Genomic DNA, 18,724 nt, shown 5'->3' on the forward strand with positions numbered 1-18,724 from the left:
CTCACGTCACGATCGCCACCGTGCTGGCGAACACCGGCTCGAGTGCAGCCCGCGCTGCCACATCGAAGCCCAGGGCTTGGCCTTGCACCATGGCCAGCGCCTCCGCCGACAGACGCAGCGATGGCGAGCCCGTCTCGTGCAGCCAGAGCAGGTAGCTCGCCCAGGCCTTGATGGTGCTGCCCAGCCGCACGGTGGCCTCGTCCAGGGCGCGCTGCACGTCGTCGCTCAGGTCGAGGGCCGTCAGGGCACGAAGCGTCTGGCGCAGGCCTTGTCCGTGCACGGCGGCGGCGTTGAAGCCGGACACCAGTTCCTCGGGGGTAGGGGTGTGCGGCACGAAGGATGCAACGTCCAGGCAGTCGTACATCACCTGCGACGCAACCCGCACCGGCGCCCGGGAGGCACAGAAGCGAAGATCTGGCGCCGCGTCGGCATACACCATGCCTGTTCCGCCCCATCCGGCCGCCACCATGGGCCGCACGGTGTGCAGGGCCGGCATGCCGTCGGTCTTGTCTGCCTCGGCGCGCTCGATCACCAGCAGCAGGTTGGTCTCGTCCGTCACCAGTTGGTAGCGCTCGGCCAGGCCGCGGGCGGCGTCGCGGTCGGGCGTCAGGCCGATCTCGCGCGCGGCCACCAGGCGCGCCACCAGGTCGTCCTGGCGCACCGACAGCGCGGCGTGCATCGCAGGCAATTCGGTCACCTTCAGCGCGGGGGCCTGGGCGGGTGGCGCGGGCAAGCGCAGGAAAACATGCAGGGTCTCGCCAGCCACCACGCGACTCGGCACCGGGCTGCACCACAGCGGCGTGGCATCGGCCAGGACGCGCGGCTGCACCGGCCAGGCCAGTCGGATGCGGGCAAGCAGGCGCTGCACGGCCGCGGCCATGTCCTCGTGGGGTGTGGCGAACTCGCAGGCGCCGCCGGTGGCTTCGGCCATCTCGCGCAGCAGGCTCTCCGCCGGGGCGCTGCCCACGCCCAGGGCATAGACGCGGTGGCCGCTGCGGCGCGCGTCGTCCACGATGCGCTGCGCATCCCACACCTCGCCATCGGTGATCAACAGCACGTCGGCCTCGGCCGCGCCATGCACGGGCTCCATCGGCAGGGCAAAGGTGTCCTGCAGTGCCTCGGCCAGCTCGGTGCCGCCCAGGTCGGCCTCCAGCGCGTCGATGTGTTTGCGCAGGGTGGCCACATGGCGCGGCGTGCCCGCCACGGGCCGCAGCCCCCGCTCGGTGTGGCTGCCGAAGCGGCTGAACGACACCTGGTCGTCGGGCGTGAGCTGCGCGGCGAGCGGGCGCAGGGCCGCACGCGCCTGGTCCATGCTGTCGCCGGCCATCGAGCCCGAGCAGTCCACCAGCATCTTCAGCCGCAGCGGTGTGGGGGCCTGGGCCGGCAGTGTGGGGCAATAGCTGGCAATCAACGCGGTGTGGCCCGCGCCGCTGCGGGCATCGGGCCCGGCCAGCGCGAACGAGTGGCCCGCCAGCCCCTCCAGCAGCAGCACGAAATCGCGGTCGAGCCAGGCCCGGCCCCGCAGCGACACCGTCACGGCGTGGCCGTCGTGTTGCTGGGTGATTGCGTGCGTGGGGCTGCCGATGCGGGCGCGTGCCACCGCACCGCGCAGCGTGACCGAGAGGCGGAACCCATGCTCGGCCATGAGATCGGAGGAGGGCACCTGATCGGGTTTGAGTCCGCCCTGGCGGACGGCGTCACCGTAGCGGGGCGCGATGGTGGTCGGCACCACCAGGCGGATGCGGTCCTGCTCGAAGGCCAGCATCTGCGCATAGCGCAGCTCGACGACGGCCTCCTCACCTGGCTTCAGGCTGCCCAGCGCCGCGCTGAACAGGTTGCCCTCGACCTTTTCAACCATCACGGGCGCGTCACCGCTTTCCACGGCGTCCTCGTAACGGTCGCGGGCGTCCTGGCGCGCCATGACCTGACCGCTCATGCGCTGGCCACCGAGCGTGGCCTCCAGGCCCGTCAGCACGGCACCCCACGCCAGCGGGAAGGTGTAGACCACCTCCATGTTCTCGGCCGTGGTGTTGCGGAAGGCCTGCCGCAGCGTCATCGTCAGCAGCAGCCCGTCGAGCTCGCCCTGGGCCTGCACCGATTGCAGCACCGGCGCCGCAAACCCGCCGCGGGTGGTCAGGGTGGGGTGTTCAGTCTTCATGGTCTTCCTCCTGAATGTCTTGCCATGCGGCCAGCACGGCCCTGGCCAGCGCGCGCAGTTGCTCGGGGGTGGCCTGCGCGGCGTCGGGCGACACCTGCAGCTCGATGCCCGGCGCGATGCGGATGTGGCTGCGCACCTCGACGGCGCCAAAGGCCTGCGGGCGCGGGGGCACCGCAGGCGGCTCGCCCGACAGCACCTCGCGGATCCGCTCCAGCGAGATGCCCGCCTCGGTGAGCTGGCGGATGCGCAGCAGCGTGTCGAGGTGCGAGGGCAGGTAGTGCGCGCCGCGCTTTTCCCCCTCCGGGCGGGCCAGCAGGCCCTTCTGGATGTAGTAGCGCACCGTGCGCCGGGGGCAGCCGGACAGGGTGCTGAGCTCGTCGAGGGTGAAGGTTTGTGTCGTCACGTCACCAATATATGACACCATGACTGACATTTGCAAGTGTCTTAAAACGCAGGTGAGCGCAGCGCATATCCACCGTATGGACGATGAGTCACGCATCCGGAGGCTCATCGCATGAGCCTATCGGCCGGCATGATCGCGCTTCGGCAAGCCGGCCATGAACGGCGGCTGTCTCACGTCACTGCCCTCGTTCCACTCCATGAAGAACTCGATCGACAACCACGTCCTGCGCGAAGAACTGATCCGCCACGGTTTTCAAGACATCACGAGCGTGAACCGCAGCACCAAGTCGTGGCGGCTGAAGCATCCGGCGATGACGCACTGGGTTTCCGTCAAGCTCGCGGCAGACCCGTCTCGTGCGATGACGTCCGATCCGCTCGTCCTTCACCCGGATGATGCGGATCGACTCAAGTCGGCCATGCCGTTGCCCGGTGTGTCCGTAGGGGACAAGCCCTACAAAGGCAGCAGCACCAAGTACGACGGTGTGCCGGGCTGGGCATTTTCCGTTGAGAGCGTCGACGCCCTGGGCCGTGCCTTGGGCGTGCTGATGCCAGGCGGCAGCGCCTCGGCGTGAGCCTCACGGCGCCCATGTCGTCACCAGGATGAGGATCACCTCCACTGGCATACTTGATCGGTTTTGCCTGTGAAAGACGTCCGGTTTCCGTATGAATCAACAAGCCCTGTCCGCCTTCATCTGGTCGGTCGCCGACCTCCTGCGTGGGGACTACAAGCAGTCCGATTACGGCAAGGTGATCCTTCCTTTCACGGTCCTGCGGCGCCTCGACTGCGTGCTCGAAGCCACCAAGCCCGCCGTGCTGGCCGAGCTGGAGGCGAAGTCCCGACTGGGCGTGAACCCCGAGCCGTTTCTGCTGCGCAAATCGGGCCACAGGTTCTACAACCAGTCGCCGCTCGACATGCCCAAGCTGCTGGGTGACCCCGACAACATCGCCTACAACCTGTTCACCTACGTGCAGGGCTTTTCGGCCGATGTTCGGGACATCTTCGACCACTTCGAATTCCAGGCGCAGACCGAGCGCCTGGCCAAGGCCGGCCTGCTCTACCAGGTGGCCGAGAAGTTTGCTCAGATCGACCTGCACCCCGACAAGGTCAGCAACGCCCAGATGGGCCTGGTCTTCGAAGAGCTGATCCGCAAGTTCGCTGAAATCTCCAACGAGACCGCCGGGGAGCACTTCACCCCGCGCGAGGTGATCCGCCTGATGGTGGACCTCATCTTCATCGAAGACAACGACGTGCTGAGCCAGCCCGGCGTGGTGCGCACCCTGTACGACCCGACGGCGGGCACGGGCGGCATGCTGAGCGTGGCCGGCGAATACCTCGCCGCCATGAACCCGAACGCCCGCCTGACGGTGTACGGCCAGGAGCTGAACCCCGAGTCGCACGCCATCTGCAAGGCCGACATGCTCATCAAGGGGCAGGACGTGGCCAACATCGCCTTTGGCAACACGCTGAGCGACGACGGCCACCCGCACATGAAGTTCGACTACATGCTGGCCAACCCGCCCTTTGGTGTGGAGTGGAAGAAGGTCGAAAAAGAAGTCCGCAAGGAACACGAGCAGCGCGGCTTTGACGGCCGCTTTGGCCCCGGCCTGCCGCGCGTGTCGGATGGCTCCATGCTGTTCCTGCTGCACCTGATCAGCAAGATGCGCCCCGCCAAAGACGGCGGCAGCCGTTTCGGCATCGTCCTCAACGGCTCGCCCCTGTTCACGGGCGGGGCCGGGAGTGGTGAAAGTGAGATCCGCCGCTACGTGCTGGAGAACGACCTGGTCGAAGCCATCGTGGGCCTGCCCAACGACATGTTCTACAACACGGGCATCGGCACCTATGTCTGGATCATCAGCAACCGCAAGCCGGCCGCCCGCCAGGGCAAGGTACAGCTGATCGACGCCAGCGGCATGTGGCAGAAGATGCGCAAGAGCCTGGGCAGCAAGCGCAAGGAACTGAGCGACGCCCACATCGAGCGCATCACCCAGCTGTTCGGTCGCTTTGAAGAAGCCAGCGACGAAGACGGCAAGCCCATCAGCCGCATCTTTGCCAACGAGGCCTTTGGCTACCACACCATCACCGTGGAGCGCCCGCTGCGCGATGCCGAGGGCAAGGTGGTTCTGTTCGAGAAGGGCAAGCAAAAAGGCAAGCCCCAGCCCGACTCCAGCCTGCGTGACACCGAGAACGTGCCCCTGACCGAAGACGTGGGCGAGTATTTTCAGCGCGAGGTGCTGCCCCATGCGCCCGACGCCTGGATCGACCCGGACAAGACCAAGGTCGGCTACGAGATCCCGTTCAACCGGCACTTCTATGTGTTCAAGCCACCGCGCCCGCTGGCCGAGATCGATGCCGACCTCAAGCGCACCACCGACCGCATCCTGGACATGATCAAGGGGTTGTCAGCCTGACATCGGCGGCGTACATTCTCCATTCGCGAATAGCGAATATCTGCCGCCGTCCTCCAGCACATGGCCCGATCCAACCCCCAAATTGCGCTGCGCCCCCAAGACCTGGTGGTGCTGCTGCGCCTGTCGCTTGAGGCCGGTGCCGCGCCTTCCTACGCCACCTTGTCGGCCGAGTTGAGCCTGACCGCCTCCGAGATCCACGCGGCGGTTGACCGCGCCGTGACCGCGCAACTGGCTCGCAAAGACGAGCGCGGTAAACCCCGCGTGGTGTTGGAAGCCTTGCGCCTGTTCGTCCAGCACGGTGCGCGCTACTGCTTTCCGGCCACCCGGGGTGAACTCACGCGGGGCATGCCCACCTTGTACGCGGCCCCACCGTTGAAGGACAAGATCGTCCAGCCCAACGAGCCGGTGCCCGTGTGGCCCAGCAAGGTGGGCACCGTGCGTGGCATGGCCTTCACCCCGCTGTACCCCACCGTGCCTGAAGCTGCACAGCGCAACCCGGCGCTGTATGCCTTGCTCGTGCTGGTGGACGCCATTCGGGGCGGCAGCCCACGCGAGCGGGCCCTGGCCATTCAGATGCTCGATGAGCAGTGGGCAGACTGAGGCCATGGCGCTCAACCCGAACGACCCCAACGTGGCCATGCTGGACGTGGTGGCGCAGCGCCTGGGCGATGCGCTGCGTCGCCAACTGGTGTTCACCGGAGGATCGGTGGTGGGCCTGTTGATCACCGACCCGGCCATGCCCAGCATCCGGCCCACCGAAGACGTGGACCTGGTGGCCCAGGTGCTGGCCCGCGCCGACTACCACCAGCTTGAGCAAGCGCTTCGGGCACAAGGCTTCCAACCCGACCTCGCCCCGCAAGCCCCGATCTGCCGCTGGCGCATCGAACACATCAGTGTGGACGTGATGCCCACGCTGGAAGACATCCTGGGCTTCAGCAACCGTTGGTACCCCTTGGCCGTGGCGACGGCCGCCACCTTGAGCTTGCCCAGTGGGGTCGATGTGCTGGTGGTGCAGGCGCCCGTGTTTGTGGCCACCAAGCTCGAGGCCTTCCATGGCCGTGGCCAGGGCGACCACCTCTTCAGCCACGACCTGGCAGACCTGATCAGCGTCATCGACGGGCGCGACAGCTTTTTAGACGAGTGCCGCCGGGCACCTGCTGAGCTACAGCGTTACCTGTCGGCCCAGTTCGGGCAACTGCTGGCTCAACGGGCGTTCAGGGATGCCTTGCCCGGCCACTTGCCCGCAGATGCGGCCAGCCAGGCCCGCTTGCCCGACCTGGAACAGGTGCTGCGCCAACTGGCGAACTTGTGAACGTGGCTGGCGAGAACCCGATATGCAGGAGACTTTTTTGATCAAGTGGGACGTGGCCGATGTGGAGGGCGGGGCATGAGCTTTCTGAACCGCCCCGGCTTCTGCGGAGGCCAGTTGCTTTGAGTCAGACGTTGATCGCGGCCTGACTAGCGCGTTGGGAATGGTATCGGTCTTCGAACTCGGCAGGTGGCCTGTAGCCCAGGGGTGCCATCAGCCGATGGTGGTTGAACCAGGCGACCCATTCCAGCGTCGCCAGCTCGACCGCCTGCTTCGTCTTCCACGGCCCGCGGCGGTGAATCACCTCGGCCTTGTAGAGCCCGTTGATCGTCTCGGCCAGCGCGTTGTCGTAACTGTCACCGCGGCTGCCGACGGAGGGTTCGATGCCAGCCTCGGCCAAGCGCTCGCTGTAGCGAATCGACAGGTATTGCGACCCCCTGTCGGAATGACAGATGAGCCCGTCCTTCTCGGTCGGCCGCCGGGCGTACAACGCTTGTTCCAGAGCGTCGAGGACGAACTCCGTGTGCATCGAGCTGCTCTGGCGCCAACCGACGATCCGACGGCTGAACACGTCGATCACGAAGGCCACGTAGACCCAGCCTTGCCACGTCGAGACGTAGGTGAAGTCGGTGACCCACAGCTGGTTCGGATGGTCGGCCTTGAACTGCCGATTCACACGATCCAACGGGCATGGCGCCTTCGGGTCAGGCACCGTCGTGCGCTGTCGCTTGCCTCGGCGAACTCCCTGCAGGCCGTGCTGGCGCATCAAGCGCTCCACGGTGCAGCGCGCGATGTCGATGCCTTCTCGACGCAGTTGGTGCCAGACCTTGTCGGCACCGTAGACCCCGAAGTTCGCCTGCCACACGCGACGAATCTGCGGCGCCAGTTCAGCGTCGCGCAAGCTGCGTCGGCACAGCAGCGCCGGGTCGCGTTGACAGGCCGCGTGCCGCCAGTACGCCGACGGGGCGATCTGCAGCACGCGGCAGATCGACTCGACCCCGAATTCTTGGCGATGCCGGTCGACGAACGCCTTCAGGACTTGATGCGGCGGTCGAGCTCCGCCTGGGCGAAAAACGCGCTGGCCAGCTTCAGAATCTCGTTGGCCTTGCGCAGTTCGCGCACCTCGCGCTCGAGATCTTTGATGCGCTGCGCTTCCGCCGTCGTCGGCCCACCGCGCAGGCCGTGGTCGCGCTCGTGCTGCTTGATCCAATTGTCCAGCGTCTGCGCCGTGCAACCGATCTTGCCGGCGATGGACTCGATGGCCGCCCACTGTGACGGGTGCTCATCTCGGTGCTCCAGCACCATGCGCACCGCGCGCTCGCGAACCTCGGGGGAATACTTCGAACTTCTCATCTTGGCTCCATCATCTCAAACGAGGGAGCCTCCTTCAAAGCCGGGGCGGTTCACTCGTTTCTCCAGGAGCCTAACTGTGTTTTAGCGGACAAAACCGTCCGGTTACACTGTCCATTAACTGGGTTTGTAACACGATCCCGGCCGCCCGGCTCCCCTCCTAAGTAGGTGCCACACAACGGCTTTCGCTGTCAAACTGTACAAACAAACAGCGTGAGTTCACCCAGATGAACCGGACATCGTTACGGCCCGGCGGGCGACTGCTCGACCAGTTACGGGAACACATTCGATATCGGCATTACAGCCTTCGCACCGAGGAGGCCTATGTCCACTGGGTGCGTGCGTTCATTCGCTGGAGCGGGCTGCGCCATCCGCGCGAATTAGGAGGTGCCGAGGTGGAGCGCTTCCTGCAGCACCTAGCGGTCGAGAAAAAACTGGCGGCAAGCAGTCATCGCCAGGCACTGAGCGCCTTGCTCTTCCTTTACCGTGAAGTACTCGGGCTGAACCTGCCGTGGATGTCCCAGATCGGCCGCCCGGCAGCCAAGCCGAGGGTGCCCACCGTGCTTTCTCAGGGTGAAGTCGGCCGTCTGCTCCATGTGATGGAGGGCGAGACGGCGTTGCTGGGACGCCTGCTCTACGGGACGGGGATGCGACTGACGGAGGGTCTTCGACTCCGCGTCAAGGATGTCGATTTCGAGCGCCGAGTCATCATCGTCCGAGCAGGAAAAGGCGACAAGGACCGCCTGGTGATGCTCCCTCAGAGTCTCTGCACGTCGCTGAAGCAGCAGATCGCTCGGGCGCACGCTTTGTGGGTGGCCGACCGGACCGGGGGCAATCACGGCGTCGAATTGCCCGACGCCCTCGGCCGAAAATACCCGCGGGCAGGCGAATCATGGGCGTGGTTCTGGATATTCCCGGCGTCCACGCTGTCGACGGACCCGCGAAGTGGCGTCATTCGCCGGCATCACATGCACGAGAAACGCATGCAGAGGGCCATGCAGACGGCGGTTCAGGCGGCGCAAATTCACAAGCAGGCATCGGTCCACACGCTGCGGCACTCGTTCGCCACCCATGCGCTTCAGAGCGGCACGGACATCCGCACGGTCCAATCTCTGCTCGGTCACGCAGACGTCGCCACCACGATGATCTACACCCACGTGCTTGCGCTGCAGAGTAGCTCGGTCGTCAGCCCGCTCGACACACTGTGCTCACTTTCATAATGTTTACGATGTTTCTTATGTCAACTGAATAAGCAAAACAGATCAGTCGCTTCTCACGCCCTCGCACAGCGCGCCACGGTATCCATCGTCCGCGTGGTCGCATCCTTGCCAAACGCCTGCTCGATGAGCCGCATGAACACCGGCCCCTCTCCAGGTAGGCGCTGAATGCCTCCCGACCCTGCACACCCGGGGCACCGCGGCCTCACGCATGAACGTGATCACGCGCTTCGCCTGAGGCGGTATGCCGTGGGTGGCGTACCAGTCGGCAGCGAGCACGTCAGCGAGATGGGCACAAGACCGGACGACCGCGTAAAACGACCGACCCAGCACACGCATCATGACCTCTTCCGCCAGCCGCTCGATCTCCCGCTCGTCGGTCCGCTCGGAGTCGAACACCACGTTCCCGCTTGCCAGCACCGTTCGCACATTGGCAAAGCCGGCAGACTCGAACGCGGCTTTCAACTCGGGCATCTTCGCGTTCATCGGGCTGACGCCCCGAAGGAAAGCGGTGAAACGCGGCATGAACTCCTCAGCTTGCAGACAGAATGTGGCTGCGCTGGCGGCCACGGACATAGAACAGCCCCCATGCCAGCCCGGCCACCGCGGCCACGAACGACCCGAGCAGCACGCCGAGCTTGGCTGCGCTGAGCATCTGCTCATCGGCAAAACCCAGCATGGCGATGAAGATGGACATCGTAAATCCGATGCCCGCCAGGATCCCGACGAGCCACACCCCGCCCCACGACACCCCTTGTGGCAAGCGGCACCAGCCCAACCGCACCAGCAGCCAGCTCACGCCCACCACGCCAAGCGGCTTGCCGGCCACCAGGGCCACTGCCACGCCCAGCATGATCCACCACGCGCCCCCGGCTTGAAGGTCGACACCACCCAGGCTCACGCCTGCATTGGCGAGGGCGAACAGCGGCATGACCCCAAACGCCACCCAGGGGTGGAGTGCGGCCTGGATGCGAACCACCGGCGGCAACAGCTCGCGCTGCGCCACGCGCAACTCGCGTACGCGCCCGGCCAAGACCTGCTCGCCTGGCGCGTCCAGTTGCCCCTGCCGCTGCAGTTCGTCGGCAATGCGGGACACGGTCTCGAGCGGCGCCTCACGCAGCCCGATGGCAGCCACCGGTGTCATGAGGCCGAGGGCCACACCAGCCAGCGTTGGGTGAGCGCCCGTCATCAGCATACCCAGCCAGGTGATGGCCCCCGGAATCACATAGGCGTGAGCCGTTCCGACGCCGATGCGATGCAGCCCGATCACCAGCAGCAGTCCGAACGCGGCCACGCCGAAGCCCACCATCTGGAGGCCATTGGAGTAGAACAACGCAATGATCAGGACGGCGATGATGTCGTCGATGATGGCCAGGGCGAGCAAGAACACCCGCACATTGCCCGGGATGGCTTTGCCCAGTAGCGCCAGAACGCCCACCGCAAAGGCGATGTCGGTGGCGGTGGGCACAGCCCAGCCATGCTGGCGCTCGGGAACGCTGTTGAAAGCAAGGTAGATCAAGGCCGGCACCATCACCCCGCCGAGCGCCGCGCCGACGGGCAATGCGGCCTGCCGCAGATCGCTCAGTGCGCCTTCATGGATCTCGCGACGGATCTCCATGCCCACGACCAGAAAGAAGATGGTCATCAAGGCATCGTTGATCCAGAAGTGCAGCGACTGAGAGAACACCCATTCACCCAGACCGATCGACAGCGGGGTGTGCCAAACGGCGTGGTAACTGGGGGCCCAAGGCGAGTTCGCCCACATCAGGGCACAAGCAGCTGCAATCAGCAGCACCACACCGCTGACGGCTTCAATGTGGAGGAATCGTTCCAGGCTGGCGAAGGCACGCTCAGCCAGCAATTGAGCGCGGGTGGGCGCACGCAGAGGAAGTGTCATGGTCGTGGCAAGTCTGCGTGGCGGCCCGACCATCGCATGAACCTGCCCGCTACCGAATGCAGCGAACACCCTCCGCTGATTCTACGGGCTCCCCTGCACCCCGGGCAGACCCAAGGGGCTTTCCAGGCAGGTTACATTACGGCCGTATTGCAATAAGCCAGTGGAACAAAGGAGGTGCCCTTGAGCCGCCCGAGATCGATCGACCGAGACAGCGTTCTTGATGTTGCGGAATCCATCGTCGTGGAGCGGGGTGTGAGCGAGCTCACGTTCGATGCGGTCGCAAAGGGCGCTGGCATCACGAAAGGGGGCGTGCAGTCCTGTTTCGGAACGAAGGAAGGCCTTGTCGCCGCCATGCTGGACCGCTGGAACCTTGCCTATGAAGCCGAGAAGGCATCGTTGGCCAGCCAGGCGGGCCAGGAAGACCTCACGGCCACCGAGCGGCACGTCAGGGTGACCGCCACCGCACATTCGCTCAATACGCGCTCCGCCAGCCTGCTGGCCGCCTTGCTCCAGTCCAGAGAACAGGTTTCGGGAATCAGAGCATGGTATGCCGCTCAGTTCGCGCAGATCGACGCCACCACCGACGACGGCCGCCGCGCGAGGCTGGCCTTTCTCGCCACAGAGGGCGCCTTCATGCTGCGCTACCTGGGCCTCGCGGACATCGGTGATGCCACGTGGCGCGAGATCTTTCAGGACATCGGGCGCTGCGCTGCGCCCCAACACACCACACCGGCGAGGCAACGATCATGAGTTGGACCTTTCTCATCCTGGCAGGGCTCTTCGAAATCGGCTGGCCCATCGGCCTGAAGATGGCACAAGAGGATTCCACACGGTGGCTCGGCGTCGCCATCGCGGTGCTGTTCATGGGCATGAGCGGATGGCTGCTCTGGATGGCACAGAAGCACATCCCGATCGGCACCGCTTACGCCGTCTGGACTGGCATTGGCGCAGCGGGTACGTTTTTCGTCGGCGTGTGGGTCTATGGCGATCCGACGTCCCTTGCGCGTTACCTCGGTGTGGCCTTGATCGTCGCAGGCGTGGTGACGCTCAAGCTCGCGCATTGAGCGTCACCACCGGCAGACCAGAGGTCTTCGTTGGCAAGGCCGTGTCCAGACACCCCTCGCCTCACGGCGTTACTTCGCGGGTGCGTTCACCTTGTTGTTGACATCGCTGTCCCGCTTGTCGGTCTGGTTCTGAAGCTTCTGCGCCATCTCCAGGTGCTGCTCCAGCTTCGGCAGGGTCTCCTGGGCGAAGGCCTTGACTTCCGGGTCACGCCCGTTGGCCACCTCTTCACGGAAGAGCTCGATCACCTTGCGGTGGGCGTCCACGCCCATGTCCTCGGTAAAGCGCTTGTCGAAGTCGACGCCATCCGCCCGCTTCAGCAGTTGCAGCTTGCCCTTCTGCATCAGCGAGGGCTCCTTGGGCAGCGACACGTTCTTGGACTTGGCGATCTGCGCGAGCTTGGCGTTCGCCTTGGTGTGATCGTCGATCAGCATCTGGGCGTACTTCTTGATCTCGGCATTCGTGGACTTGGCCACCGCCATGCGGGCCGCTTGCACCTCGGCATGGCCCGACTCGGCCGCGGCCTTGATGAAATCGCGATCGGCTTCCGGCACGGTCGCACGCGTGCTCGTGTTCTGCGAGGTGTCTGCCGGGGCCGTGGTGGTTTGTGCTTGTGCACCCGAGGCAAGGCCCAGGGCGAGCAGCGTGGCAAGGGCGATGGGTTGAAGCTTGTTCATGTGGAGGTCCTTTCTGGTTTGTGAGTGAAAGCCTCCGTCTCCAGCAATCGCTGTTCCGCCAGACGCGTGCAGGCACGTATCCGATGTGCGAAATCGTTTCAGGCGGCCAGCCGAGGCGTCTTCGGCGACACGCACGCGATGCCAGTCAGCCCCAGACAAGCAAGGAGCAACGTGCTGGGCTCGGGCACCGGGGTGATCGTGCCGACCACAATGCCGCCTTCACCGTAAGCCACCGCGCTGCCAAGGAGCCTCAGCCCTGCGGCGTCGTTTCGAAAATGCGCCCAGCCCCACACGTTGCGTGTCTGGTACTCGCTGGCATACACATAGTCGGTGGTGGCCAGCCCGAGGTAGAAATCGCCCGGCAAGGGAACGTCCACAAACGCCAACGCGCCCAGTTCCTTCAAGACGGGATAGCGTCCCTCCGCCAAGGCGGCGCTGGAGATGACATCCCCCGCCCGCACCAGAAACAGGTCGACGCCCTGGTCGACGGTGGAGGTCACCACGCCCAGGCGTGAAGAACCCGCCGCATTCTGCTTGTTGAAGAACACCGCGGTCAGATCCTCCCGTTCTGGGGCCTGATTCACGAGGAGCTCATAGTCCGCGCCGTGGCTCGCGCCGGATTCCAGGATCACCTGGGTGTCCGACAGCACCACGGCGTGGGCCATGGCATGGCTTGCAAGCCACGCCGCAACCACCACAAGTTTGCGCATGTTGATTCCTTCCTGTTGAGTTGTGTGCGCTCAGCTTTCCACAGAGCGCAGAGGGAAGGAATGGCCCATATCCCGACGGCATTTGGCGACGCAGGGATGGACAAGAAGCGCGTGAGGTGACAGGTCAGCCCTTGGCGGGGCGAGGCCTCACTTCCCTGATCGGAACACCGACTCCAGCTTCTTCTGATCCAGATGGCGCACATAGCCGCCGACGGACGCGGCCACCTCGGGGCTGCCCATCAACTCGCGCATGGCCACTTCGCCCAGCGCGCGGAAGGCGTTGTACATGCCCATATTGCCTTCGAGTGAGACGACTTCCCGGGTCTGCTTCTCGCAGTTGGCGGTCAGCAGCCGGGTGACCAGTGCCGCCATGGTCTTGTCGGCCTGATCACGCGTTTCCGGCGAGACGGACGACAGGCTGCGGATCTCCGGGTGCACCGACATCGCCACGAAAATCCAGCGAGCCAGGTCCTTGCGGTCCTTGCCGCTGGTGTTGTCGGTCAGGCAGGTGCTCAAGCGATCGGTGGCCGGGCTTGCGAAGGCGGCTGGACCGGCAAGAACGGAAACGCAGAGGAGGAGGCGCGCAAAGATCTTCATGGCAGGACGGAGTGTGGGCCGGGTGCTGGTTGTAACACGCCCCTCCGGTCGCCCCCGCCCCTCCGAAGCAGGGGCGAGTGTCCGACCTGACCGACAATAGCGGGTTTCGCCTGCCTCAGCCGGCATGGCGATGGCTTCCTCCCGCATCCCTCATCAGCTCCAAGGACCCAGCGCCGTGACCGGCACCGACAGCACGCCGCTGCGCCAACATGTTGGCCAATCGCGACTCCTCCGCCTGCTCCAGGAATGGGCCAGGGTGGAGGCGGAATCGAGCCGCCTGGACGTGGCCGAGCGCTTGAGCGGCTGGCTGGGCGCCATGGACACCGTGACGCTGGACGGCGCGCTGCAGTCGATCGAGGCCTACCCGGCGCAGACGCGCAAGGCAGGCGAGCCCCTTGATGCGGGGGCGCTGTCGCAGCGCCTTCACCGCGTGACCCTGGAAATGAGCGCCGGCCTGACGCCCGCCGTGCCGGCCTCCTCACCCCTTCCGCCCCGGGGGGCGCGCGCGGCGGAGCCCCCCGCGCCAGCGCCGGATGAGGTGAAGGTGACGTACGCGCCGTACTATCAACGCTACCTCGACCTGCAAAAGCGCATGGACCAGCAGGTGGCGGCCCTGCGAGCCGAGTTGCGGCAGGCGCTTACGCGGGGCTCGCCCGGTCTGCGCCAGCTGGTGGCCCTGGATTCGGTCATGGAACAGATGCTCGGACCACGGGCGCAGAAGCTGCTGGCATCGGTGCCGGTGTTTCTGGAGCGGCGGTTTGCCTACTGGCGGCAGGCGCAGGAACGTGCGCCTCAGCCCCCGGAGCGCTGGCATCAGCCCGGCGGGTGGATCCATGCCTTTGAACACGACATGAAAGAGATGCTGCTCGCCGAGCTGCATCTCCGGCTTCGACCGCTGCAGGGCCTGGTGGAAGCCGCACAGAACGAACAACAGAAACGCACATGAGCAAGAACATCATCGCGGTGGTTTTCGCCCTCGGCCTGCTGGCCGCGGGGTGGGTGGGCTACGGTTTCATCGGCACGAACGCCATTGCCCTGGCCATGACCGTGCTGATCACGGGCACCTACCTGCTGGGCAGCTGGGAGCTGAGGCAGTTCCGCGTGGCCACGGCCTCGCTGGACAGCGCGCTGGCTCGGGCCAGCGAGGCCCAAGACGACCTGCCCACCTGGCTCGGCACCCTGCACCCCAGTCTGCAGAACCCCGTTCGCGCACGCATCGAGGGGGATCGCATCGCCCTGCCCGCCCCGGCGCTCACGCCCTACCTGATCGGGCTGCTGGTGATGCTAGGCATGCTGGGCACGTTCCTGGGGATGGTGGTCACCTTCAAGGGGGCGGTGTTTGCGCTGGAGGCTTCATCTGACCTGGCCGCTATCCGGGCCGCGCTGGCAGAGCCCATTCGGGGCCTCGGGATGTCGTTCGGCACGTCGGTGGCGGGCGTGGCCACGTCGGCCATGCTCGGGCTGATGTCGGCCATCAGCCGGCGGGAGCGGCTGGATGTGGCCCGTCGACTGGATGGCTGCATTGCCAACGAACTGCGCCCCCTGTCGAAGGCGCAACAGCGCGAGGACACACTCAAAGCCCTGCAGGACCAGGCCCAGGCCATGCCCCAGGTGGTTGATCGCCTGCAGGCCCTGCTGGAGGGCGTCGAGCAACGCCATGCGCAGCTGAACGCCCAGTTGGTCGAGCAGCAGCAGCAGTTTCACCGGGAGGCGAGCGGCGCGTACACAGCCCTGGCAGAGACGGTGGGCCAGGCCCTGAAGCACAGCCTCGCCGAGAGTGCGCGCCTGGCGGGCGAGGCGATTCGCCCGGTGGTGGAGTCGGCCATGAGCGGCGTGACGGCGTCGGCCCAGGCCACGCATGAGCGGCTGCTGAGCACCACACAAGCCCAGCTTGCCAGCCTGGCAGCGGACTGGTCCGGAACGGCTGAGCGGACGGCCCAATCGTGGCAGGCGGCGCTGCAGCACCACGAGGCCACCACCGAGCGCATGACTGCCGCGCTGGACCGCAACCTGCAAGGCATCGTGCAAGGGTTCGATCAGCGCGCGTCCGGACTGGTTCAGGCGCTCCAACACTCGGCTGAGCAGACCCACGCACATCAGGTGGCGGCCGACGCCGAGCGGCTGGCCGCCTGGCACCAGGCCCTGGAGGGGACCGCGAGCCAGCTGGCGGATGCATGGCAGCGTGCCGGCACGCATACCCTCGCGCAACAGAAAGCGACGTGCGAGGCCCTGGAAGCCGCAGCCGGCCAGATCACCCGCCGCGCCAGCGAGCACGTGAGCCAGACGCTCGCCGGTGTCACGCAACTGCTGAATCAATCGGAGGAGCTGGTGCGCACGCGCATGGCATCGGAGGCCGAATGGACCACGCAGCAACGTCAGCACATGAACCAGCTGGCCACCGTCTGGCGCACCGAGCTGGCCGCCCTGCGTGACGACGAGGCACAGCGCGGTCAGGCCGCGGTGGCGCGCCTGGGTGAATTGCAGACGGCCGTGGCGGGCCACCTCGCCACGCTGGGCGCGGCGCTGGAGGCGCCTCTCACCCGGCTGCTGCAAACGGCCTCCGACGTGCCGCAGGCGGCCGCCGAAGTGATCGCGCAGCTGCGGCAGGAAATGGCCGCCCTCAGCGAGCGCGACAACGCTGCACTGACCGAACGCGCCGCGTTGATGGGTCAGCTGGCCGGGCTGGTTCAACGCCTCGATGTGGCGGCCAGCCAGCAGCAAACCGCCATCGACAACCTGGTGGGCTCGGCAGCGGGTGTGCTCGAGCAGGCCGGCGTCCGCTTTGCCGACGCACTGGGCGCGCAGGCCGGCAAGGTCGACGACGTGGCCGCGCATGTGGCCGCCAGCGCGGTGGAGCTCGGCAGCCTGGGCGAAGCGTTCAACGAGGGCGTGACGCGCTTCAACACCGGCAGCGACAAGCTGGTCGACAGCCTGCAGCGCATTGAAGCGGCACTGGCTCAATCCCTGAGCCGCAGCGACGAGCAGCTGGCCTACTATGTGGCCCAGGCCCGTGAAGTGATCGACCTGAGCATCGTCTCGCAACAAGGCATTCTGGAGGACCTGCGCCGTCTGCAGGCCCAGGCCCCTGCTGGAGCCGCATGATGGTGGGCACCGAGGACGAAGACGGCCTGGAGCAGAGCGGACCGGTCTGGGCCGTGTTCGGCGACCTGATGGCGGGCCTGCTGGGTGCGTTCGTGCTTGTGCTGGTCGGGATGCTGGTGGTGCACATGGAGCTGGCGACCAACCTGCAGAAGGAAGTGGCCAAGCGCCAGCAGGAAGAACAGCGGCGCATGGCCCTCGAGCAGGCTCTGGCCGGCCCGCTCGCGAGCGGCCGGGTCACCGTGTACAACGGTCGGATCGGCATCAGTGGCAGCGTGTTGTTTCCCCCTGGTTCGGACGAGTTGCGCCCGGACGGTCGGCAGCTGCTCAAGAGCCTGATTCAACCCCTGCGCGTGTACCTGGGCGAGCGCAACGAGATGCTGATGGTCAGCGGTTTCACCGACGACAAGCTGGTGCGCAACGACAACCAGCGCTTCTCGGACAATCTGGAGCTGTCCGCGCAGCGGGCACTGACGGTGACCCGCGCACTCATCGCCGATGGCATGCCCTCTTCGCAGGTGTTTGCCGCGGCCTTCGGTGCGGAGCAGCCCGTCGCGCCGAACGTGGACGAAGCCGGCCGCGCGAAGAACCGACGCGTCGAGATGGCGCCAGTGCCCCGATCCAGCCCCGTCAAGCCGGCCGGCCATGAGTGACATCCGGCTCGAGGCCCTGCGCGCTCAAGGCGCCCACCTCATCGACCCGATTCGCTTCCGTTACCTGGAGGCCCTGGCGCGGCGCACGCAATCACAGCCTGCGGCGGTACAGCGTGTGCTGAGGCCAAGGCTGGATTCGGCCATTGCAGACTACGTCTGCCGGGTAGATCAGTCGGTGAGCCTGCCGGCCGTCACGGCGCGCAGCGCACCCCGGCCCTCGGCCCTGATCGAACTGAACCGGTATCTGCACGAGCGCTCGCGCGACGAACCGCAGGACGCACTGCCGGGGGACGCGCCGCGGGCATCCGAGATGAAGAGCGTGCGCCGCTTCAGCGAAGTGTGGTCGAGGATCGCGGCGGAGCAGCAGGTCTCGCAGGCCGTGGCGCGCGGTCCGGAAAACGCCGGCCCGCTCAACTCGCACCGGCTGATGCTGCGGGCGCTGCATCTGATGAAGGGCCTGTCGCCAGACTATCTGCAGCGCTTCCTTTCACAGATGGACACCTTGCTGTGGCTGGAACAGGCTAACCGCAAGACGGCGGCGCCCGAAGGCAAGAGCGGGAAGCGCGCGACGAAGAAGGGCTGAACGCAGCCCTGCAGCACCTCAGCGGCCGAGGCGCCGCAGGTCGTCCGGCGTGTCGACGTCCAGCACACAGCCGGGGTCGTCCACGTCGATCCGGGTGAGGTGTCCGCTGTGGGTGCGGAGCAAGTCTCGGGCACCGGCATCGCCCGCCAGGGCCGTCAGGGCCTCGAACCACGTTCGGCTGAACCCGACGGGATGCCCGCGCTGCCCCCCGTGATACGGCGCAACGATGGACGCACCGTCGCGCAGGGCCTGCACCACGGCGGCCAGCGTGCCGGGGTGGATCGCCGGCATGTCGCCCAGGGCAATCACCCAGCCCCCGGCCTGGGATGTGCTCCGGACGCCAGCCGCCAGGGTGACGCCCATGCCGGCTTCTGCGCCGTCCACCTCGTGCACCGTCACGCCGGTGTCAGCCAGTGCCGTATGCAAGGCCGGGCGACCCGATCGGATCAGGGCCACGCAGGTGTCGGTGGCATCGGCCAGGGCGCGTGCACTGCAGGCCACCATCGGTTCGCCTGAAGGAAGCGGGTGTGTGAGCTTGTCGCTGCCGAAGCGTGAACTCGCCCCCGCAGCCAGCAGCAATCCGGCAATGGGCTCCATGGGA

At 66.3% G+C, this 18,724-nt stretch carries 20 protein-coding genes and 1 other annotated feature; of the genes, 11 read left to right on the top strand and 9 right to left on the bottom strand.

Annotated elements, in window-relative coordinates:
- Position 1: 1 nt before the first annotated feature.
- Both DEH84_RS17500 and DEH84_RS17505 read right to left on the bottom strand, forming a co-directional pair.
- Positions 2–2,158 carry a VIT and vWA domain-containing protein gene (locus DEH84_RS17500; RefSeq protein ID WP_109038505.1) on the bottom strand — a complete coding sequence of 719 codons (2,157 nt, stop codon included), beginning with the start codon at positions 2,156–2,158 and terminating at the stop codon, positions 2–4.
- Positions 2,148–2,561 carry a helix-turn-helix domain-containing protein gene (locus DEH84_RS17505; RefSeq protein ID WP_245932816.1) on the bottom strand — a complete coding sequence of 138 codons (414 nt, stop codon included), beginning with the start codon at positions 2,559–2,561 and terminating at the stop codon, positions 2,148–2,150. The genes DEH84_RS17500 and DEH84_RS17505 overlap by 11 nt, the downstream gene beginning before the upstream one ends.
- 196 nt (positions 2,562–2,757) lie before the next feature.
- Here DEH84_RS17505 and DEH84_RS17510 point away from each other — a divergent pair, with 196 nt between their 5' ends.
- From DEH84_RS17510 to DEH84_RS17525, 4 genes are all read left to right on the top strand, one after another.
- The gene (locus DEH84_RS17510) at positions 2,758–3,132 is read left to right on the top strand and encodes a hypothetical protein (protein ID WP_159099046.1); all 375 of its coding nucleotides are present in this window, start codon (positions 2,758–2,760) and stop codon (positions 3,130–3,132) included.
- Between the two features lie 91 nt (positions 3,133–3,223).
- On the top strand, positions 3,224–4,969 hold the full coding sequence (locus DEH84_RS17515; RefSeq protein WP_109038508.1) for a type I restriction-modification system subunit M: 1,746 nt from the start codon (positions 3,224–3,226) through the stop codon (positions 4,967–4,969).
- Between the two features lie 60 nt (positions 4,970–5,029).
- On the top strand, positions 5,030–5,569 hold the full coding sequence (locus DEH84_RS17520; RefSeq protein WP_109038509.1) for a hypothetical protein: 540 nt from the start codon (positions 5,030–5,032) through the stop codon (positions 5,567–5,569).
- Positions 5,550–6,281 carry a nucleotidyl transferase AbiEii/AbiGii toxin family protein gene (locus DEH84_RS17525; RefSeq protein WP_245932817.1) on the top strand — a complete coding sequence of 244 codons (732 nt, stop codon included), beginning with the start codon at positions 5,550–5,552 and terminating at the stop codon, positions 6,279–6,281. The genes DEH84_RS17520 and DEH84_RS17525 overlap by 20 nt, the downstream gene beginning before the upstream one ends.
- 124 nt (positions 6,282–6,405) lie before the next feature.
- On the opposite strand, the gene DEH84_RS17530 is transcribed toward DEH84_RS17525, so the two are convergent.
- Positions 6,406–7,631, bottom strand: a protein-coding gene (locus DEH84_RS17530; RefSeq protein WP_109034349.1) for an IS3 family transposase whose coding sequence is annotated in 2 segments (ribosomal slippage) — positions 6,406–7,346 and positions 7,346–7,631 — 1,227 coding nt in all. Because the reading frame shifts where the segments join, the coding sequence is not laid out codon by codon here.
- Positions 7,240–7,356, bottom strand: a sequence feature (AL1L pseudoknot). Its footprint overlaps the gene before it by 117 nt.
- A 224-nt stretch (positions 7,632–7,855) precedes the next feature.
- Between DEH84_RS17530 and DEH84_RS17535 the strand changes: the two genes are divergently transcribed.
- Positions 7,856–8,848 (top strand): integron integrase, encoded by a 993-nt coding sequence (locus tag DEH84_RS17535; protein ID WP_109038511.1) that lies wholly within the window; start codon positions 7,856–7,858, stop codon positions 8,846–8,848.
- A 42-nt stretch (positions 8,849–8,890) separates the two neighbouring features.
- On the opposite strand, the gene DEH84_RS17540 is transcribed toward DEH84_RS17535, so the two are convergent.
- Together DEH84_RS17540 and nhaA are read right to left on the bottom strand one after the other, a co-directional pair.
- The gene (locus DEH84_RS17540) at positions 8,891–9,370 is read right to left on the bottom strand and encodes a DUF1697 domain-containing protein (RefSeq protein WP_245932818.1); all 480 of its coding nucleotides are present in this window, start codon (positions 9,368–9,370) and stop codon (positions 8,891–8,893) included.
- 7 nt (positions 9,371–9,377) lie between these two features.
- Positions 9,378–10,742 (bottom strand): Na+/H+ antiporter NhaA, encoded by a 1,365-nt coding sequence (nhaA, locus tag DEH84_RS17545; RefSeq protein WP_109038512.1) that lies wholly within the window; start codon positions 10,740–10,742, stop codon positions 9,378–9,380.
- Positions 10,743–10,922: 180 nt separating this feature from the next.
- Here nhaA and DEH84_RS17550 point away from each other — a divergent pair, with 180 nt between their 5' ends.
- Entirely contained in the window at positions 10,923–11,492 is a 570-nt protein-coding gene (locus tag DEH84_RS17550; protein WP_109038777.1) for a TetR/AcrR family transcriptional regulator, read from the top strand.
- Positions 11,489–11,806, top strand: a complete 318-nt coding sequence (locus tag DEH84_RS17555) for a DMT family transporter (RefSeq protein WP_109038513.1) — start codon at positions 11,489–11,491, stop codon at positions 11,804–11,806. The genes DEH84_RS17550 and DEH84_RS17555 overlap by 4 nt, the downstream gene beginning before the upstream one ends.
- A 69-nt stretch (positions 11,807–11,875) precedes the next feature.
- Here DEH84_RS17555 and DEH84_RS17560 read toward each other — a convergent pair whose 3' ends face one another.
- The 3 genes from DEH84_RS17560 to DEH84_RS17570 all read right to left on the bottom strand — a co-directional run bounded on the left by DEH84_RS17560 (position 11,876) and on the right by DEH84_RS17570 (position 13,707).
- The gene (locus tag DEH84_RS17560; protein WP_109038514.1) at positions 11,876–12,481 is read right to left on the bottom strand and encodes a DUF4142 domain-containing protein; all 606 of its coding nucleotides are present in this window, start codon (positions 12,479–12,481) and stop codon (positions 11,876–11,878) included.
- A 98-nt stretch (positions 12,482–12,579) separates the two neighbouring features.
- Positions 12,580–13,191 (bottom strand): PEP-CTERM sorting domain-containing protein, encoded by a 612-nt coding sequence (locus tag DEH84_RS17565; RefSeq protein ID WP_109038515.1) that lies wholly within the window; start codon positions 13,189–13,191, stop codon positions 12,580–12,582.
- Between the two features lie 147 nt (positions 13,192–13,338).
- A complete protein-coding gene (locus tag DEH84_RS17570; RefSeq protein WP_245932819.1) occupies positions 13,339–13,707 on the bottom strand; it encodes a hypothetical protein in 369 nt (122 codons plus the stop codon).
- A gap of 256 nt (positions 13,708–13,963) precedes the next feature.
- Here DEH84_RS17570 and DEH84_RS17575 point away from each other — a divergent pair, with 256 nt between their 5' ends.
- From DEH84_RS17575 to DEH84_RS17590, 4 genes are read left to right on the top strand one after another with little or no spacing between them, the layout of a single operon-like run.
- The gene (locus DEH84_RS17575) at positions 13,964–14,734 is read left to right on the top strand and encodes a DUF3348 family protein (protein WP_159099047.1); all 771 of its coding nucleotides are present in this window, start codon (positions 13,964–13,966) and stop codon (positions 14,732–14,734) included.
- On the top strand, positions 14,731–16,890 hold the full coding sequence (locus DEH84_RS17580; RefSeq protein ID WP_109038518.1) for a DUF802 domain-containing protein: 2,160 nt from the start codon (positions 14,731–14,733) through the stop codon (positions 16,888–16,890). The genes DEH84_RS17575 and DEH84_RS17580 overlap by 4 nt, the downstream gene beginning before the upstream one ends.
- A complete protein-coding gene (locus tag DEH84_RS17585; RefSeq protein WP_109038519.1) occupies positions 16,890–17,540 on the top strand; it encodes an OmpA family protein in 651 nt (216 codons plus the stop codon). Before DEH84_RS17580 ends, DEH84_RS17585 begins: the two co-directional genes overlap by 1 nt.
- Positions 17,533–18,123 (top strand): DUF2894 domain-containing protein, encoded by a 591-nt coding sequence (locus tag DEH84_RS17590; protein WP_109038520.1) that lies wholly within the window; start codon positions 17,533–17,535, stop codon positions 18,121–18,123. Before DEH84_RS17585 ends, DEH84_RS17590 begins: the two co-directional genes overlap by 8 nt.
- Positions 18,124–18,141: 18 nt before the next feature.
- Here DEH84_RS17590 and DEH84_RS17595 read toward each other — a convergent pair whose 3' ends face one another.
- Complete coding sequence (locus DEH84_RS17595) at positions 18,142–18,720, bottom strand: nucleotidyltransferase family protein (protein WP_109038521.1); 579 nt, start codon at positions 18,718–18,720, stop codon at positions 18,142–18,144.
- Between the last annotated feature and the right edge of the window lie 4 nt (positions 18,721–18,724).

The organism is Aquabacterium olei (genome assembly GCF_003100395.1).
Lineage (GTDB): Bacteria > Pseudomonadota > Gammaproteobacteria > Burkholderiales > Burkholderiaceae_C > Aquabacterium > Aquabacterium olei.

What these genes read in the sequence shown, in the direction of transcription:
- DEH84_RS17590 (WP_109038520.1), top strand. Translation starts at nt 17,533, where the DNA reads ATGAGTGACATCCGGCTCGAGGCCCTGCGCGCTCAAGGCGCCCACCTC.
- DEH84_RS17560 (WP_109038514.1), bottom strand. Translation starts at nt 12,481, where the DNA reads ATGAACAAGCTTCAACCCATCGCCCTTGCCACGCTGCTCGCCCTGGGC.
- DEH84_RS17580 (WP_109038518.1), top strand. Translation starts at nt 14,731, where the DNA reads ATGAGCAAGAACATCATCGCGGTGGTTTTCGCCCTCGGCCTGCTGGCC.
- DEH84_RS17555 (WP_109038513.1), top strand. Translation starts at nt 11,489, where the DNA reads ATGAGTTGGACCTTTCTCATCCTGGCAGGGCTCTTCGAAATCGGCTGG.
- DEH84_RS17525 (WP_245932817.1), top strand. Translation starts at nt 5,550, where the DNA reads ATGAGCAGTGGGCAGACTGAGGCCATGGCGCTCAACCCGAACGACCCC.
- DEH84_RS17595 (WP_109038521.1), bottom strand. Translation starts at nt 18,720, where the DNA reads ATGGAGCCCATTGCCGGATTGCTGCTGGCTGCGGGGGCGAGTTCACGC.
- nhaA (WP_109038512.1), bottom strand. Translation starts at nt 10,742, where the DNA reads ATGACACTTCCTCTGCGTGCGCCCACCCGCGCTCAATTGCTGGCTGAG.
- DEH84_RS17585 (WP_109038519.1), top strand. Translation starts at nt 16,890, where the DNA reads ATGGTGGGCACCGAGGACGAAGACGGCCTGGAGCAGAGCGGACCGGTC.
- DEH84_RS17515 (WP_109038508.1), top strand. Translation starts at nt 3,224, where the DNA reads ATGAATCAACAAGCCCTGTCCGCCTTCATCTGGTCGGTCGCCGACCTC.
- DEH84_RS17535 (WP_109038511.1), top strand. Translation starts at nt 7,856, where the DNA reads ATGAACCGGACATCGTTACGGCCCGGCGGGCGACTGCTCGACCAGTTA.
- DEH84_RS17520 (WP_109038509.1), top strand. Translation starts at nt 5,030, where the DNA reads ATGGCCCGATCCAACCCCCAAATTGCGCTGCGCCCCCAAGACCTGGTG.
- DEH84_RS17565 (WP_109038515.1), bottom strand. Translation starts at nt 13,191, where the DNA reads ATGCGCAAACTTGTGGTGGTTGCGGCGTGGCTTGCAAGCCATGCCATG.
- DEH84_RS17540 (WP_245932818.1), bottom strand. Translation starts at nt 9,370, where the DNA reads ATGCCGCGTTTCACCGCTTTCCTTCGGGGCGTCAGCCCGATGAACGCG.
- DEH84_RS17500 (WP_109038505.1), bottom strand. Translation starts at nt 2,158, where the DNA reads ATGAAGACTGAACACCCCACCCTGACCACCCGCGGCGGGTTTGCGGCG.
- DEH84_RS17510 (WP_159099046.1), top strand. Translation starts at nt 2,758, where the DNA reads ATGAAGAACTCGATCGACAACCACGTCCTGCGCGAAGAACTGATCCGC.